A 16,311-nucleotide genomic window follows, 5' to 3' on the forward strand; every position below is an offset into this window, starting at 1 on the left:
GAAGCGGTTTCGTGTTTCTTTGAAGAGTTCAGACATTGCCCCGAATACGCCTCCTACTTTCCGCTGTCACCGTAATTGGACAGGACACGGGCGGAGGGATCGTTTACGTTGCAGCCTTCCCAGGTTTTGTTGGGCATCCAGAAATCCGTGATCATATGACTCTGGCCGGGGTAGTAGGCTTCAAATATCTGACGGTACAAAAGAGACTCTTTTGTGAAAGGCGCAGCATGGGTGTAGGTGTTACAGAGGGCTTCAAAGGTATCGTCAGAATAACGGCTTTCTGCGTAATCCTTCAGATGATCTACCAGAGAATGACCTACCGCGTCAGAAAAGGCCGCCTTTTCCCGGTAGAGAATATCGGAAGGAAGATAACCGTCTTCAAAGGCGTGGCGGAGCAGATATTTCCCTTTTCCGTAGGTGTTCAGCTTTAAAGCAGGATCGACGGACATGACGTACTTTACAAAATCCAGATCTCCGAAAGGAACTCTTGCCTCCAGGGAGTTTACACTGATACAGCGGTCTGCCCGAAGAACATCATACAGATGCAGTTCCCGGATCCGTTTGGCAGACTCTTCCTGAAAGGCCGCGGCAGAAGGGGCAAAATCGGTGTATTTATATCCAAACAGTTCATCGGAGATCTCACCGGTAAGGAGGACGCGAATGTCTGTGGTTTCATGGATCGCCTTGCAGAGAAGGTACATTCCCATACTTGCCCGGATCGTGGTGATGTCAAAGGTCCCAAGAAGAGCGATCACTTCCTCCAAAGAAGAGAGCACATCCTCTTTGGTAATAAGGACTTCTGTGTGATCGCTGTGGATATGATCCGCCACCTGCCTTGCGTATTTCAGATCGATGGCGTCCTCGTTCATGCCGATGGCGAAGGTACGGATGGGAGTGGAAGATTCCCGGGCGGCAATGGCGCATACCAGGGAAGAATCCAGACCGCCGGACAGGAGAAAACCTACTTTTGCATCGGCTGTCAGGCGCTTTTTGACGCCTGCTACCAGTTTTTTTTGAATCTTTTGGCAGACGGTCTCCAGATCGTCCCGGCAGACTTCTTTTACGTCGGTAATGTCACAGTAGCAGTGGAAAGCACCGTCCTGATAGTAGTGCCCCGGCGGAAAAGGAAAGATCTCCTGAACCAGGGGAACCAGATTTTTCGCCTCGCTGGCAAACACGATACAGTGGTCTTTGCTGTATCCATAGTAAAGGGGACGAATGCCGATAGGATCTCTTGCCGCAAGAAATTGCTTTGTTTCCCCATCGTAGAGGATCAGGGCAAATTCTGCGTCCAGCATGGAAAACATCTGAACGCCGTATTCCTTGTAAAGAGGAAGCAAAACCTCACAGTCCGAGTCGCTGTGAAACGAATAGGTACGGGACAGGGATTCTTTTAGAGCCTGAAACCCGTAGATCTCTCCATTACAGACCACATAGCTTCCGTCCAGTTGGAAGGGCTGCATGCCGGAGGGAGTCAGACCCATGATGGCAAGACGATGGAAACCGAGAAGTCCGGTGGGAAGAGAGACGATACGACTGTCGTCCGGTCCCCGGGAGACCGTTTTGGAAAACCCTTCCCGGAACAGGGAAAGGGGTGGGTGAGAGCTGTTACAGTAGCCCATGATGGAACACATAATCATTTCCTCCAATTCTGATGTAGTATCGATTTTCACAGCAGGATTGCCGTGCATATGACTGAAAATACCGACAGATATCTCCCGGAAAAAGACAGATATCTGCAGCAAACTATTTGAAAAGCTTCGGATCTACCATACGCCAAAGAGAAGGTCTCCGTATGTGGGGAATGGCCAGAGCCGTTTGGGACAAAGAAGCTCTGCCTCGTCACAGGCAACACGCAGGGTACACATGGAGGGCAGGATCACATCCCGTATCTGAAAAGCGGTGCGGCAGGTGTCGGAGAGTTCCTGTAATGCCACCAGATGATCGGACAAGGCTTGGACCTGGCTGTGAATCCGCTGGGACAGGCCGGTCAGCTGATGTAGGACTTCTTTTTCATAAACACAGGAAAGAGAAGCATCTACTTCCTGCTTCGTGCGAGCGATCTGAGCCATTTCCAGTGTGTAGCTGCTGATGGCGGGAAGGATCTCTTTCATGACCATATCCACCATGGTAGTGGCTTCAATGGTGATGGATTTGCAGTAATTTTCCAGAATGATCTCCATTCGGGAAGAAAGCTCTGCCGGGGTGAATACCTTGTGAGTAGTCAGCAGCTCCACGTTTTTCTGATCCAGAAGGTGAGGCAGGCAGTCCGGGGTAGTGCGATAATTCAAAAGACCTCTTTCTTTTACCGCTTCCCGGATCCAGGTGTCGTCATACCCATTGCCGTTAAAAATGATCCGCTTGTGGTCCTTGATGGTCTTTCGAATCATTGCATGGAGAGCAGAGGGGAAGTCCTTTGCATGCTCCAGGCGGTCGGCGTAGATCTTCAGACTCTCGGCCACAGCGGTATTCAGCATGATATTGACACAGGCAATACTGTCGGAAGAGCCAAGGGCACGAAATTCAAACTTGTTGCCGGTGAAGGCAAAAGGAGAAGTCCGGTTGCGATCGGTAGTATCTTTGGTAAACTTGGGAAGAACATCCACGCCCAGTTTCATTTTGGATCTTTTTTCCGCAAAGTAAGGAGTATCTGTTTCAATGGCTTCCAGGATAGAAGTCAGTTCATTTCCCAAAAAGATGGACATGACCGCCGGCGGAGCTTCATTGGCGCCAAGGCGATGATCATTTCCTGCAGTTGCCACAGAGATCCGAAGAAGATCCTGATAGTCGTCTACAGCTTTTATCACAGCGCAAAGAAATAGGAGGAACTGGGCATTTTCGTAGGGAGTGGCTCCCGGAGTGAAAAGGTTGCTGCCGTCGTCGGTAGTCATAGACCAGTTGTTGTGTTTTCCGCTTCCATTAACACCGGCAAAGGGCTTTTCGTGAAGAAGACAGACCAGGTGGTGCCGGGAAGCTGTTTTCTGGAGAAGCTCCATGGTCAGCTGGTTGTGATCAGTGGCAACGTTGGTGGTAGTATAGATAGGCGCCAACTCATGCTGGGCGGGCGCTACCTCGTTGTGCTCTGTTTTTGCAAGAACGCCCAGCTTCCAAAGCTCCTGATTTAAATCCTCCATAAAAGCAGCCACCCGGGGCTTGATCACGCCAAAATAGTGATCATCCATTTCCTGTCCCTTGGGAGGCTTGGCGCCGAACAGGGTTCTTCCGGTGTAGACCAGATCCTTTCGCTTCAGATACATCTCTTTGTCGATGAGAAAATACTCCTGCTCAGGACCGACAGAGGTATGAACGTATTTGGCAGTGCTGTTTCCAAACAGGCGCAGGATCCGCAGAGCCTGACGGTTCAATGCCTCCATGGAGCGCAGAAGAGGTGTTTTCTTATCCAGAGCCTCTCCGCCATAAGAGCAGAATGCAGTGGGGATGCAAAGCGTGTTGTCTTTGATAAAGGCATAAGAAGTGGGATCCCAGGCAGTATACCCTCTGGCTTCAAAGGTGGCGCGCAGTCCGCCGGAGGGGAAGGAGGAAGCATCCGGTTCTCCCTTGATCAGCTCTTTTCCTGAAAATTCCATGATCACGCCTCCATCGGGAGACGGGGTAATAAAGCTGTCATGTTTTTCGGCAGTGATCCCGGTGAGGGGCTGGAACCAGTGGGTATAATGGGTAGCACCCCGCAAAACGGCCCAGTCCTTCATGGCGGAGGCAACAGCGTCGGCGACGGTTGCGTCCAGCCTGGCTCCCTCATGAATGGTCTTTTCCAGGGAAGAATACACGGAAGCCGAAAGAGTTGCTTTCATGACTCTTTCATCAAATACCATGCTCCCGAAGCTTTCTGTGATTGTTTTCATTATGCAGTCACTCCTTTTCCTTTAAACTCTGTCGTTGCCGCAGTGTGATCCTTGCAAAGCGTTTGTTGTTTCGGGACTCTCATCTCCCCTGAAACAACAAAAAAGGCGTCTCTGAGTGTTTCACTCAAAGACGCCCTTGCCTTCAATGCTACGTATTATGCACCGTTTCCCGGCGTTTGTCAAGAGGAGAGGTGAAATGACTTGAAGTTTTGCAGGCAAAATGATATAAAGTGTTATTATACCAGTAGAAAGCACAGGAAATAGAAGGAAAGCAGGGTGAAAGATGAAGTACTCAAGAGAAGAAGTGATCCAGTATGTGGAGGAAGAGGATGTAAAGTTTATCCGACTGGCGTTTTGCGACGTATTCGGAAGGCAGAAAAATATTTCGATTATGCCGGAGGAGCTGCCCCGCGCATTTCGATACGGTATTGCTTTTGACGCTTCTGCCGTAGAAGGATTTGGAGATGAAAGTCACTGCGATCTTTTTTTGCATCCGGATCCGGAGACGCTTTCCCTTTTGCCGTGGAGGCCGGAGCACGGGAAGGTGGTCCGTATGTTTTGCAGGATCGCCTATCCGGACGGAAGCCCTTTCGAGGGAGATACAAGGGAGGTATTGAAGCGTGCGGAAGCCTATGCGCAGCAAAAAGGATATGCGATTTCTTTTGGTGCGGAGCAGGAATTTTACCTGTTTCGACTGGACGAAAACGGAGATCCTACCAAGATCCCTTATGATCAGGCGGGGTACATGGATATGGCGCCTTATGACAGAGGAGAAAATGTAAGAAGAGAGATCTGTCTGACACTGGAGCAGATGGGGATCCGCCCGGAAAGCTCCCACCATGAGGAAGGACCCGGACAAAATGAGATCGATTTTCGCTATAGTGACGCCCTGGTGGCGGCGGACAATGTGATGGCATTTCAGACGGTGGTAAAGACCATCGCCTATCGAAATGGACTTCTGGCAGATTTCAGCGCCAAACCTTTAAGCAGCAGACCGGGAAACGGATTTCACATCAATATGTCTGTGCGCAGCCGGGATGGAGAAGATCATATGTATCCTATGATGGCAGGAATTTTGGAGAAGATAGAAGAAATGACTATATTTTTGAACCCGTGGGAGAATTCCTATGAGAGATTCGGAAAGGAAAAGGCGCCGGCCTATGTGTCCTGGTCACATGAAAACCGTTCGCAGTTGGTCAGAGTGCCGGCAGCGGTGGGAGAGTATAAAAGAGCGGAGCTGCGGTCGCCGGATCCTACCGCCAACCCCTATCTGGCTTTTGCACTGCTGATCTATGCAGGGGTTCAGGGGATCGAGAAGGGGTTGGCCCTACCGCCGGCGGCAGACTTTAACTTTTTTACAGAGAAGGAGGAAATCCTGAGGCAGTACAGGAGACTTCCGAAAACGCGTCAGGAGGCATGCCGCAAAGCAGAAGGTAGCGCATTTATCCGGGAATGTGTTCCGGAAACTATCCGAAGAATTTATTGCGACAGAATCTAGCAGAGGAGATGGAAGAGCGCCCGGTACCGGCAGTGAGAGGCAGAGAAAGCAGAGCAAAGAGGAAAACGCCGGGAGGAAAGCAGGGCATTCGGCAGAAGAAACAGACATTTGATGACGGAAGGAGGGAAGCGGCGTGGAAATGAAAGAAACCAGTTACGGGGTTTTGATCGTATCAGCATCAGAAAACTTTAACCATTCTTTTGGCCAGCTGCTTTCCAGATCCAAGCATCAGCCGGTGCGGATCGCAAAGGATGTGGGAATGGCAAAAAGGATCCTGGCAGAAAAAAGATTTGACCTGGTAGTGATCAATTCTCCCCTTCCGGATGAAACGGGAATCCGATTTGCCATTGATGCCTGCAGCTGGGATTCGGTGGCAGTCTTGTTTCTGGTTCGCCAGGAAATCTATGAAGCCACCAGAGACGAATTGACCCGGCACGGAGTTTACACGCTGGCAAAACCGACTTCCCGCCAGATCCTGACCCAGGCTCTCAGCTGGCTGGAATGTGCCAGGGAGCGTTTGAGAAAACTGGGGAAAAAGACATTGAGTATGGAAGAAAAAATGCAGGAGATCCGGCTGGTAAACCGGGCGAAATGGCTCCTGATCAGTGAATTGAAGCTTAGCGAAGAAAACGCGCACAAATATATTGAAAAGCAGGCCATGGATCAGTGCGTCCCCAAAAAAGAGATCGCGGAAACGATCATCAGAACATACGGGTAGGGAGAAGGGAAGAAAAAGAATTTTTCTTTGTGCAGAGTATCTAAGAAATCAGGCGGAAATAGGAAAAGTGTCTGCCGGATTTTGTGGAATGCTCTGAAAATAAAAAAAGGGAAGTGGTTGGAATTGACAGAAAAAAAGAGAAACGGTATATTGAAGTCATAAATGAAACCGGTTACATAAAAGAGGAGCAGATAAGTAAGGAGAAGATACAGTGAAAAAATTGTCACCATCTATGATGTGTGTGGAAATTGATCAGTTGAAGGACTATCTGAGCATATTCGAGGAAGAGAAGATAGAGTATTTGCATATAGATATCATGGATGGTGAATATGTGCCGAATTTCACATTGGGGACAGATTACATCAGACAGCTTCGCCAACTGACAAAAATTCCTTTAGATGTACACCTGATGGTGATGCACCCGGAAAAAAAGATTGGATGGTTTGATTTTAAAGAGGGAGAATTGGTTTCTGTCCATGGAGAGAGTACCTTGCACCTGCAAAAAGCGCTGCAGGAGGTCAAATGTTCCGGGGCAAAGGCAATGGTCGCGCTGAATCCGGCCACACCGGTAAGCAGTTTGGAATATGTGCTGGATGATATTGACGGAGTGCTGATCATGACGGTTAATCCAGGGTTTGCAGGGCAGAAGGCAATCCCTATGGCTGTAGATAAAATCGCAGATTGTAGGACGTTTCTTGATGAAAAGGGATATCCAAACATAGAGATACAGGTGGATGGAAATGTTAGTTATGATCTGGCAGGTCAGATGTCAAAAAAAGGCGCGGACATCTTTGTGGCAGGAAGTTCCAGTTTCTTATGTGGGATCTCAGGAGTAAAAGAAGGAATACAGAAAATGCGCAGGATAATAGGATAACTTTTGAGGGAAAAAGATGGCAAAAGAGCTGACGATCAATGATATTGCGCGGGAGGCAAAAGTTTCAAAAGCAACGGTGTCGAGAGTGTTGAACGGAGTAGATTGTGTGAAACAGGATACCAAAGAAAAAGTATTGGAAGTGATGAAAGTAAGAAATTTTTCACCTTCTGCAACAGCAAGAAACCTCTCTAGGCAAAGTTCAGATACTATCGGAGTGATCGTGCCGGAGGTGGATAATCCTTTTTTTGGTGAGATACTCCGAGGGATCACAGAAATTGCAGATCAGGATAATACGACACTGATTTGCTGCAATTCAGATGACAGCGCCATGAAGGACAGAAAGGCACTTCTCATGCTGAAAGAGCACCGGGTTAAGGGACTTTTGTATACGCCGGCAGTAGATTACACCTCCAAGGAACAACAGAAAGCAATCCACAAGCTCTTAGAGGATTTGAATGCTCCGATAGTAATTATGGATCGGCAGACAGAAAGTCTGCGAAAATATGACGGAATTTTTTTTGATGATGAGACAGGAATCTATGAAGCAGTAACATACCTGATACAGAGTGGACATAAAAAAATTGCATTGATCAATGCGACTCAGGACAGGGTACTTGCCAGGGTTCGTCTGAGGGGATATGAAAAGGCCATGAAGGCACAAGGGATTCCCATAGACAGGGACAACATTCTAGAAGGAAATTACCGCATGACAAGGGCGTATGAACTGTCGGCAGAACTGCTGGACAGGAAAGAGCGTCCGACGGCAGTAGTGACCTGCAACAACAGGACCAGCTTGGGATTTTTGAAGGCATTGTATGAGAAAGGCGAACGTCTGGAAAAAGATATTTCTTGTATTGGACTGGACAGAATAGAAGCGCTGGATATTGTGGAGAGTCAATTCAACTATATTGAAAGAGACGCAAAGCAGATGGGGCGCAAGGCCGTTAAACTTTTAAACGAGAGGATTAAATATCCTGCGAAACATCAGGAGCAGGTCGTAATGAAACCTATTTTAAAAATATGGAAGGAAGACCGGAGGAAGGCAGATGAAAGACAGATTTAAGGAACTATCGCAGATGGCGCTGGAGGAACTAAACGAAGTATTCTCCCGGATGGAAGATGAAGATATCAGACCGCTTTTGGAAGCAATAAAAAAAGCAGACAGAATTTTTCTTTTGGGGGCAGGAAGGGAAGGACTTTCTACAAGAGCTTTTGCGATGCGGCTGATGCATTTGGGAAAGCAGGCTTACTGGATTTGGGATGACACGACTCCGTCCATAAACGAAGGAGATTTAATGATCTGTGCCTGTGGATCTGCGGATGTGGGGCATGAGAATTACATTGGAGAGATGGCGAAAAAGAATCGGGCAAAATTGATTCTGATTACTCCATCTTCAGAGGGATTTCTTCTTTCTGTGGCAGATCAGGTGATTCGCGTTCCGGCGGCTGCGTATAAAGCTGTGGGAGAGTTTGTTTCTACCGGGCAGTTGATGGGAAATCTGTTTGAGCAGTCTCTGCTAATCCTGTATGACGTGTTGGTCATGATGTTACGAGAGGAATTGGGAGTATCGACAGAAGAAATGGTAAAAAGACACAGAAATGTGGAATAGGAAATTTGCCCAAAATGGGCCATGTGACGACATGGGACAATTATTATACACAAAGTAAAGGGAGGAAGAAGGTATGAGAAATCTCAAAAAATGGATTGCCATTCTGGCAGTTGCTACAATGACTTTGTCTATGGTAGCATGCAGCAGCGAAAAAGGCAGTACGTCATCGGATTCTGGCAAGAAGTCAGAAAAGAGTGCGGACGGAGATTTGTTTGATCTGGCAAAGTACAAGTCAGACAAGGACAAATCAGAATGGACGATTGCCGTGGTAACAAAGGATAATACGGCAAACTGGTTTAAGCGCATGGAACTGGGAGTGAATGAGTTTGGAGAAGAAACAGGAATTAACGTTATTCAGAAGGGACCGGCGAATGCAGATGCAGCTTCCCAGGTGCAGGTCATTGATGATTTGATCAATCAGGGAGTAGATGCTCTTTGTGTGGTTCCTATCGATCCGGGAGCTATTGAAGCGTCTCTGAAGAAAGCGATGGAACAGGGAATCGTTGTGATCACACATGAAGCGTCCAACCAGAAAAATACGTTGTTTGACACGGAAGCATTTACGGCAGACGATTTTGGTGCGGCTATCATGGATGCACTGGCAAAGGACATGAACGAAGAAGGAAAGTATGCCATGATGGTAGCGTATACAACTTCTACTACACACATGGAGTATGCAAATGCGCAGTATGAACATCAGAAAAAGACTTATCCGAAGATGGAACTGATCAATGACGGAGCGATTCCGTCAGCAGAGTCGGAAGAATCTATTGATACTTCCTACGAAAGAGCAAAAGAAATCTTGAAAGCGAATCCAGATCTGAAAGGCTTTACAGGGGTAGCATCCACAGATTGTCCGGGAATTGCCAAAGCGGTAGAAGAATTGGGACTGAATGTGAAAGTGGTAGGAGTGGGAACTCCAAATGAATTTAAACCTTATGTGGAATCCGGAACCATTTCCACTATCAAACTGTGGGATCCGAAAGAATCCGGATATGTTATGTGCAAAGTTGCATCAATGATCCTTTCTGGGGAAAAAGTAGGAGACGGAACAGATCTTGGACGTGACGGATACAACAAAGTTATGCTGGTGGAAGGAGATAACAGATGTCTGATCGGACAGGCGGATCTGACTATCACAAAAGAAAATATCAATGATTACGATTTCTAAAAAAATCGGCAGCTGTTAGATGTTTTGGGAAAATCGCACATCTTACAATAGAGTGGGATGTGCGATTTCCTCGTTTCCCGGTGCAACGTAAGAGAATTGGAACAGTTGTTTTACGTTACACCGGTGAAAAGAAAGGGTGGGCGAGAGTATGGCGCAAACAAACATATTGGAAGTGAAAGGAATCAAGAAATCGTTTGGTGGAGTTCACGCATTGAAGGGGGTAGATCTGACGATAAAAAAAGGAGAGACTCACTGCCTTGCAGGGGAAAATGGTTGTGGGAAATCCACCATCATTAAGGTGATATCTGGATTTTACAAGCCAGATGCAGGAACAATAGAGGTAGACGGAAAGGGATATCCGGTAATGACGCCGGCAGAAGCCATTAAAGCAGGAATTCAGGTGATTTATCAGGATTTTTCTGTGTTTCCCAACCTTACAGTGGTAGAAAATCTGGCATTGAATCAGGTGCTTGCCAACAAACAGAAAATTGTAAGGAAGAAGGAGTTCAGACGGATCGCAGAGGAAGCAGTTCAAAAGATCAACTTTGAAGTGGATTTAGATGCACTGGTAGAGACGCTTCCGGTGGCAGATAAACAGCTGATTGCCATTTCCAGGGCCCTGTTGGACAATGCAAAGCTGATTATCATGGACGAACCTACAACGGCTTTGACAAAGAAAGAAGTAAATCGCCTGTTTGAGATTATTGCAGAGTTGAAGAAGAGTGGTGTCACCATTCTGTTCGTTTCCCACAAATTGGATGAAGTGTTTGAGATATCGGACAGAATCACTATTTTAAGAAATGGAGAAAATGTGATCAGCTGTCCGACAGAGGAAATGACAGAAGAAAAATTTGCATATTATATGACAGGAAGGCATTTTGAGACACAAAAAAAAGAGCTGCAGGAAAACAGGAAATACGGAAAAGTAGTTCTGGAAGCAGAGGATCTGAGTGCAGAAGGATTCGAGCATGTGAATTTTCAGTTGAGACAGGGAGAAATCTTGGGAATCACAGGTCAATTGGGATCGGGAAGAACGGAGTTGTCTTTGGCTTTGTTTGGAATGAATCGACCCACAGCAGGAAAGATTCGGATAGAAGGGAAGGAAGTCTGCTTGAAAGACGTGAAAGCAGCGCAAAAACAGGGGATTGCTTTGGTGCCGGAGGATAGGCTGACAGAGGGGCTGTTTTTGCCACAGTCTATTATTCGGAATATTACGGTAACGAGATTAGATCAGCTGGCCAAAAGGGCGGGAGTCCTGAATCCCAAAAAGGTATCGGAAGAATCCCAGACCTGGGTGGATGAAATCGGCGTGGCAACTAAGAATCACGAGTTTCCGGTACAGACCCTGTCAGGCGGAAACCAGCAGAAGGTGGTATTAGCCAGATGGTTATCCACCCATCCCAAGGTATTGATCCTAAATGGACCGACGGTAGGGGTTGATATCGGAGCGAAGTATGATATTCATAGACTGCTTAGGACACTTGCGGCGGAGGGGATGGCGATTATTGTGGTATCTGATGATGCGGCGGAGATCATCGCTACCTGTGACAGGGCGATTGTAATGCAGGGTGGAAAAGTAACAGGAACACTGGAAGCAGGAGATCTGAATGTGACAGCCTTGACAAGGGCATCTGTATAGAAGGAGGTGGGAAGATATGCAAAAAACATGGAAAAAATTAACTTCTCAGACAGAGTTTTATGTATTTTTGATCATAATAGGACTGTCTTTGGCCATACAGATGCGTTCGGGGCTGTTTTTTACAAATAACAATCTGGTGGATTTGCTTCGCTCTATGATCGTTCCTTCTATTTACGCCATTTGTGCGCTGCTTGCCTTTGTGAGTACAGGACCGGATGTGTCCTTTCCTCTGATTGCTGCATTGAGCAGTTACCTAGCTATTATTTTGACAAATAAAATGGGATTGCAGCAGGCACCCTGGATTCTGACTTTTTTGATAGGGATTGCATTTGGATGCGTCATGGGCGCCTTAAACGGATTTATCATTGTAAAATACAAATTTCCCAGCCTGATCGTTACCCTAGGGACCAGTTCTATTTTCAGTGGAATCCTATTGGGAGCATTTGAGGCAGAGAGAATGGATCTTCCGGAAAATCTGGCCGCTTTTGGGAAAATGTCTCTGCTAACGGTAAAAAATGCGAAAAGCGGATTAGGTTCTACACTACCGGTGACATTTTTGATTATGATCGCCCTATACATTTTTGCCTATTTGCTACTGAATAAAACTTTGGTAGGACGTGGAGTCTATGCTGTAGGCGGCGATGAAATTTCGGCAGAAAGAGCTGGATTTCAAGTAAATGCGATCCGCTTTGGGATTTTTGTGATCAATGGAGGAATTGCAGCTATTGCAGGGCTGTGTTATGCAGTCATGTCTATGAGATATTTACCTACAGAGTATGCCGGAGGGGAGATGATTGTGATCGCAGCCATCATTCTCGGAGGAACCAGAATGACGGGAGGGATCGGAACACTGAAAGGATGCCTGTTGGGAACGCTTCTCTTAACAATGGTATCCAATAGTCTGATACTTTTAGGGATTTCTGTTTACTGGCAGAAAGTGTTTATAGGGGCGATCATTATTGTAGGGACGGCAGTTTCAGCTGTTCGAAGCCATAGTTCCAATCGGATCAAAACAAAAGTAAAAAAGGAGGCAGCGTAAGAAATGAAAAAGACAGACCATAACATACAAAGATTATTGATCCTGTTGCTTGCTTTTGCTGTCCTCGCAGGAGTTACCAAAACATCAGAATTTATGAAGATCGGGAATTTTCAGACCATGGCAAAACAGCTGTCAGAATATGGGTTGATGGCTGTTGGAGTCGGAATCTGTATGATTTCCGGTGGAATCGATCTTTCTACTGTCTATATTGCAAACCTTTGCGGAATTATCGCAGGATTGCTAATGCAGAAGAACACGACACCAATGGTTGCGATCCTTGTAGCTGTCGCGGTGGGTCTGGCGTGTGGAGCTTTTAATGGATATTTGGTATCTTATCTGAAAATTCCAGCTATGCTGGCAACACTGGGAACCTATCAGCTATTTATGGGGCTTGCCATCATTGTATCCGGAGGAAGCACTGTCAGTGGAATCCCGGATAGCTATACCAGCTTTGCAACAACGGCTCTATTTGGCTACATTCCCCTATCTTTTGTGGTATTTATGATCGCAGTGGCTTTGACATCCTTTCTTATGGGACGTACAAAATTTGGGACACGGATCTACCTGGTGGGAACTAATCAGAAAGCGGCAAGATTTTCGGGAATTCACTGTAATCTCACGCTAATTCGTGCGTATATGCTGTCAGGACTTCTTTCTGCTGTGGCGGGGCTGTTAAGTTTGGCAAGAATCAATTCGGCTAAGGCAGATTTTGGGAGCAGTTATACTATGCAGTGCATTCTGATCGCTGTTTTAGGGGGCGTAAATCCAAACGGTGGATTTGGAACAGTACCGGGAATCGCTATTGCGGTAGTAATCCTGCAGATGATGTCATCTTATCTGAACATGTTTCCAAGTATCAGCAACTATTATAGAGACTTGATCTGGGGTGTGGCACTGGTGGGACTCCTGATTATTAATTTTGCGCTGGATAAGAGAAAAATCAAAAAACTAAGTAAAATCAGCAATTAGTACAGTAAGAAGAGGGTATCTTGGCGTGCAAAAGCACATGCCTGAGATACCCATACTTTATTGAAAAGCAAAATAAGTACCAGAAATCATATGTTAGGAGAAGGAAATGAAAAAACCAAAACTGTTAGTGGTAGGGAGTATGAACATGGATCTATTCATACAGGGAGCAGACAGGCTTCCGGAACTGGGTGAATCCGTCCTGTGTGGAGAATATGGATATACAGCAGGAGGGAAGGGATCCAATCAGGCGTTAGCAGCTGCGCTTCTGGGGGCAGAAGTAGTCATGGTAGGGAGGGTCGGGAAAGACCCTAACGGAGATAGACTGATTCAGGAATTGGAGAAGGGTACTGTTCGTACAGACGGGATCGTGCAGGATGAACAGGAACAGACCGGACTTGCCGTTATGCTTTTACAGCAGGACGGTAGATATGTTTCTTACGTGGCTTTGGGGGCAAACAGGAAGTTATGTAGGGAAGATGTAAAAAAAGTGTTGGAGCGGGAAATGTTTGACATGATTCTGATGCAGTTGGAAATGCCGATTCAGACAGTCTATGACACCTATGTGCTGGCAAAAGAAAAAAAGATTCCGGTGTTTTTGGACGCCGGGCCTGCTATGCAACTGGATTTGTCTCCCTTACAGGGGATTTACATTCTTTCTCCCAATGAATCTGAAACCAAAGCGTTGACAGGGATCTATCCAGGGACACAAGAAGAGACAGAGAGGGCAGCCCGTCAGTTGTATCGGATGGCGGAGCCGAAATATGTGGTCTTGAAGCTGGGAGAAAGAGGAGCTTTTGTGTATGATGGAAAGAAAGGAGCTTTCTTTCCGGGATTTCAGGTGGAGGCGGTGGATTCCACTGCAGCGGGGGACACTTTTGGAGCGGCACTGAGCATAGGCCTTTGTAGAAAGCAGGGACTGGAGGAAGCGATTCGATTTGCTCATGCAGCGGCAGGAATCTGTGTTTCCAGAATGGGAGCGCAGACAGCCATACCCACAGAGGAGGAGGTTAGTGCATTTCTGGAAAAGGAGGAAACAGGTGAAAGAAAATAGTTTTCTGGAAGTAGGAAGAATCATAACGGGAGAATGCACCGTCGTGTTGGAAAAGATTCGGGCTGAGGAGGCGGAGGGGTTTCTGGATTTGATAGAACAGGCGGAAAAAGTGTTTTTTGTAGGGGTAGGACGCGTTTTTTTATCTATGCAGGCGATGGCAAAAAGATATGCACACTTGGGAATTTCTACGGTGGTGGTAGGGCAGATTACAGAACCGGCCATGACGGACAGGGATTTGTTGGTAGTAGGATCCGGCAGTGGGGAAACCTTGTTTCCGCTAATGATTGCGAAAAAAGCGAAAGAACTGGGCGCAACAGTGGTGCAGATTGGATATCGAAAAACGTGTAGCATGGAGGCATATCGGGATTTTTTTGTGAAGATTCCGGTATCTGGAAAAGAACCAGAGCAAAATGATCAAAGGGTCGTATCAAAGCAGCCCATGACATCTTTATTTGAGCAGACACTGCTACTATTTGGAGATACGATAGCGATGCTTATGATCCAAAGAAAAAATATTTGTATGAAAAAACTTTGGCAGTACCATGCTAATCTGGAGTAGAAAAGGAGGAAGAAGCTAATGAAGATACAGTTGGCAATTGATGATCTGACATTAGAGGAAGCAATCACACTGGTAACAGTGATAGAGAAGGAGATCGACGTGATTGAAATAGGAACGCCACTCGTGTACCAGGAAGGTATGCGAGCGGTTACTACAATGAAAAAGCGATTCCCCAAAAAAGAAGTGCTGGCAGATCTGAAAATTATGGATGCAGGGTATTATGAAGCAAAAATGGCGTTTCAGGCGGGAGCAGATTATGTGACGGTCCTCGGGGTAACGGATGACCTGACGATAGAAGGATGCTTGCGAGCAGGAAAAGAAATGGGAAAACAGATAGTAGTAGATATGATTTGCGTAAAGGAACTGGAAAAAAGAATAGAAAGGCTAGAAACTCTTGGAGTAAGCATGCTGGCGGTACATGTGGGGACAGATCAGCAGGCAGAAGGGCGGCGTCCGATAGATGATCTGAAGCTAATGAAACGCTGTTGCAGACTGGCAGAAATATCCGTGGCGGGAGGGCTATCTTTGGATACCGTTTCAGAATATGCGCAGTTGCAGCCACAGATCCTGATTGTGGGAGGAGGACTGACGCATGCGAAGGATCCCGGGGAAACGGCGAAAGGGATTCGGAAAAAGATAAAGGAGTGGGAGTAGATGGCAGAGGAAAAAATCTTGCAGATGATATTGAAAGAACTGGAAGAAAAATCATCCAGAATCAGAGGAGAGCAGATTCGGGATGCTGTGCGGGAAATCCAAACAGGAAAGAGGATATTCGTGGCGGGAGTGGGACGATCCGGCTTTGTAGCCAGAGCTTTTTCAAATCGACTGATGCATTTGGGACTCACGGTGTATGTAGCAGGAGATGCGACGACGCCAAAGATTGGGGAGGGGGATCTTTTCTTTGTGATCTCAGGATCTGGAGAGACGGATAGTTTGAAAGCAATGGCGGAGAAAGCAAAACAATGCAAAGCAAGGCTGGGACTTCTTACGATCTTTAAAGAATCCTGTTTGGGAAGAAAAGCGGATGTGGTGATAGAGATCCCGGGAGCCACACCCAAAAGCACCCTTGACCAAAAGGAGACCTCCATTCAGCCAATGGGGAGTGCGTTCGAGCAACTGGCATGGATTGTATGCGATACTTTGATTCTGGGGTTGATGGAATGTATGCAATGTACAGCGGAGAAAATGTTTGAGCGGCATGCAAATCTGGAGTAGCAATTTGCACAGGAATAGTTCGGACTGCTCTACAATCTAAAAAAAGTATAAAACCTATAAAAAAAGAAGAAAAGCCCTCTTTGTTTTCTGAAAAAGGAGTATACT

At 46.6% G+C, this 16,311-nt stretch carries 15 protein-coding genes; 13 read left to right on the top strand and 2 right to left on the bottom strand.

Translation table 11 applies throughout. The features are described 5' to 3' along the window. Positions 1-53: 53 nt before the first annotated feature. On the bottom strand, positions 54-1,634 hold the full coding sequence (asnB, locus tag SOW26_RS05640) for an asparagine synthase B (RefSeq protein WP_154477704.1): 1,581 nt from the start codon (positions 1,632-1,634) through the stop codon (positions 54-56). 132 nt (positions 1,635-1,766) lie between these two features. Beyond that, positions 1,767-3,863 (bottom strand): glutamine synthetase III family protein, encoded by a 2,097-nt coding sequence (locus SOW26_RS05645; RefSeq protein ID WP_320652046.1) that lies wholly within the window; start codon positions 3,861-3,863, stop codon positions 1,767-1,769. Between the two features lie 283 nt (positions 3,864-4,146). On the opposite strand from SOW26_RS05645, the gene SOW26_RS05650 reads away from it, so the two are divergent. The 13 genes from SOW26_RS05650 to hxlB (SOW26_RS05710) all read left to right on the top strand — a co-directional run bounded on the left by SOW26_RS05650 (position 4,147) and on the right by hxlB (SOW26_RS05710) (position 16,206). Then, on the top strand, positions 4,147-5,361 hold the full coding sequence (locus SOW26_RS05650; protein ID WP_276959351.1) for a glutamine synthetase family protein: 1,215 nt from the start codon (positions 4,147-4,149) through the stop codon (positions 5,359-5,361). A 139-nt stretch (positions 5,362-5,500) separates the two neighbouring features. Beyond that, the gene (locus tag SOW26_RS05655; RefSeq protein WP_320652051.1) at positions 5,501-6,079 is read left to right on the top strand and encodes an ANTAR domain-containing response regulator; all 579 of its coding nucleotides are present in this window, start codon (positions 5,501-5,503) and stop codon (positions 6,077-6,079) included. A gap of 211 nt (positions 6,080-6,290) precedes the next feature. Further along, positions 6,291-6,953 carry a ribulose-phosphate 3-epimerase gene (locus tag SOW26_RS05660; RefSeq protein WP_320652047.1) on the top strand — a complete coding sequence of 221 codons (663 nt, stop codon included), beginning with the start codon at positions 6,291-6,293 and terminating at the stop codon, positions 6,951-6,953. Positions 6,954-6,969: 16 nt separating this feature from the next. Beyond that, a complete protein-coding gene (locus SOW26_RS05665) occupies positions 6,970-8,016 on the top strand; it encodes a LacI family DNA-binding transcriptional regulator (protein WP_276959355.1) in 1,047 nt (348 codons plus the stop codon). Beyond that, complete coding sequence (gene hxlB, locus SOW26_RS05670; protein WP_320652048.1) at positions 8,000-8,563, top strand: 6-phospho-3-hexuloisomerase; 564 nt, start codon at positions 8,000-8,002, stop codon at positions 8,561-8,563. Before SOW26_RS05665 ends, hxlB (SOW26_RS05670) begins: the two co-directional genes overlap by 17 nt. Positions 8,564-8,636: 73 nt before the next feature. Continuing rightward, the gene (locus SOW26_RS05675; RefSeq protein WP_154477715.1) at positions 8,637-9,734 is read left to right on the top strand and encodes an autoinducer 2 ABC transporter substrate-binding protein; all 1,098 of its coding nucleotides are present in this window, start codon (positions 8,637-8,639) and stop codon (positions 9,732-9,734) included. Positions 9,735-9,882: 148 nt separating this feature from the next. Continuing rightward, positions 9,883-11,373 (top strand): sugar ABC transporter ATP-binding protein, encoded by a 1,491-nt coding sequence (locus SOW26_RS05680; protein ID WP_154477716.1) that lies wholly within the window; start codon positions 9,883-9,885, stop codon positions 11,371-11,373. Between the two features lie 16 nt (positions 11,374-11,389). Beyond that, positions 11,390-12,412, top strand: a complete 1,023-nt coding sequence (locus tag SOW26_RS05685) for an ABC transporter permease (RefSeq protein ID WP_154477718.1) — start codon at positions 11,390-11,392, stop codon at positions 12,410-12,412. A gap of 3 nt (positions 12,413-12,415) precedes the next feature. After that, the gene (locus SOW26_RS05690; protein WP_276959356.1) at positions 12,416-13,381 is read left to right on the top strand and encodes an ABC transporter permease; all 966 of its coding nucleotides are present in this window, start codon (positions 12,416-12,418) and stop codon (positions 13,379-13,381) included. Positions 13,382-13,487: 106 nt separating this feature from the next. Further along, positions 13,488-14,432, top strand: coding sequence for a ribokinase (locus tag SOW26_RS05695; RefSeq protein ID WP_154477722.1), 945 nt, complete (start codon positions 13,488-13,490; stop codon positions 14,430-14,432). After that, positions 14,419-14,991 (top strand): SIS domain-containing protein, encoded by a 573-nt coding sequence (locus SOW26_RS05700; protein ID WP_276959360.1) that lies wholly within the window; start codon positions 14,419-14,421, stop codon positions 14,989-14,991. The genes SOW26_RS05695 and SOW26_RS05700 overlap by 14 nt, the downstream gene beginning before the upstream one ends. Before the next feature lie 18 nt (positions 14,992-15,009). After that, positions 15,010-15,645, top strand: a complete 636-nt coding sequence (gene hxlA, locus SOW26_RS05705) for a 3-hexulose-6-phosphate synthase (RefSeq protein ID WP_154477724.1) — start codon at positions 15,010-15,012, stop codon at positions 15,643-15,645. Continuing rightward, positions 15,646-16,206 (top strand): 6-phospho-3-hexuloisomerase, encoded by a 561-nt coding sequence (gene hxlB, locus SOW26_RS05710; protein WP_154477725.1) that lies wholly within the window; start codon positions 15,646-15,648, stop codon positions 16,204-16,206. Positions 16,207-16,311: the final 105 nt, after the last annotated feature.

Origin of the sequence: Suipraeoptans intestinalis, from assembly GCF_034091795.1 — a bacterium.
GTDB classification, from domain to species: domain Bacteria; phylum Bacillota; class Clostridia; order Lachnospirales; family Lachnospiraceae; genus Suipraeoptans; species Suipraeoptans intestinalis.

Bases quoted from the DNA above. Each gene is read 5' to 3' on its own strand.
- asnB (WP_154477704.1), bottom strand. From the start codon at position 1,634: ATGTGTTCCATCATGGGCTACTGTAACAGCTCTCACCCACCCCTTTCC.
- SOW26_RS05645 (WP_320652046.1), bottom strand. From the start codon at position 3,863: ATGAAAACAATCACAGAAAGCTTCGGGAGCATGGTATTTGATGAAAGA.
- SOW26_RS05650 (WP_276959351.1), top strand. From the start codon at position 4,147: ATGAAGTACTCAAGAGAAGAAGTGATCCAGTATGTGGAGGAAGAGGAT.
- SOW26_RS05655 (WP_320652051.1), top strand. From the start codon at position 5,501: ATGAAAGAAACCAGTTACGGGGTTTTGATCGTATCAGCATCAGAAAAC.
- SOW26_RS05665 (WP_276959355.1), top strand. From the start codon at position 6,970: ATGGCAAAAGAGCTGACGATCAATGATATTGCGCGGGAGGCAAAAGTT.
- hxlB (WP_320652048.1), top strand. From the start codon at position 8,000: ATGAAAGACAGATTTAAGGAACTATCGCAGATGGCGCTGGAGGAACTA.
- SOW26_RS05675 (WP_154477715.1), top strand. From the start codon at position 8,637: ATGAGAAATCTCAAAAAATGGATTGCCATTCTGGCAGTTGCTACAATG.
- SOW26_RS05680 (WP_154477716.1), top strand. From the start codon at position 9,883: ATGGCGCAAACAAACATATTGGAAGTGAAAGGAATCAAGAAATCGTTT.
- SOW26_RS05685 (WP_154477718.1), top strand. From the start codon at position 11,390: ATGCAAAAAACATGGAAAAAATTAACTTCTCAGACAGAGTTTTATGTA.
- SOW26_RS05690 (WP_276959356.1), top strand. From the start codon at position 12,416: ATGAAAAAGACAGACCATAACATACAAAGATTATTGATCCTGTTGCTT.
- SOW26_RS05695 (WP_154477722.1), top strand. From the start codon at position 13,488: ATGAAAAAACCAAAACTGTTAGTGGTAGGGAGTATGAACATGGATCTA.
- hxlA (WP_154477724.1), top strand. From the start codon at position 15,010: ATGAAGATACAGTTGGCAATTGATGATCTGACATTAGAGGAAGCAATC.
- hxlB (WP_154477725.1), top strand. From the start codon at position 15,646: ATGGCAGAGGAAAAAATCTTGCAGATGATATTGAAAGAACTGGAAGAA.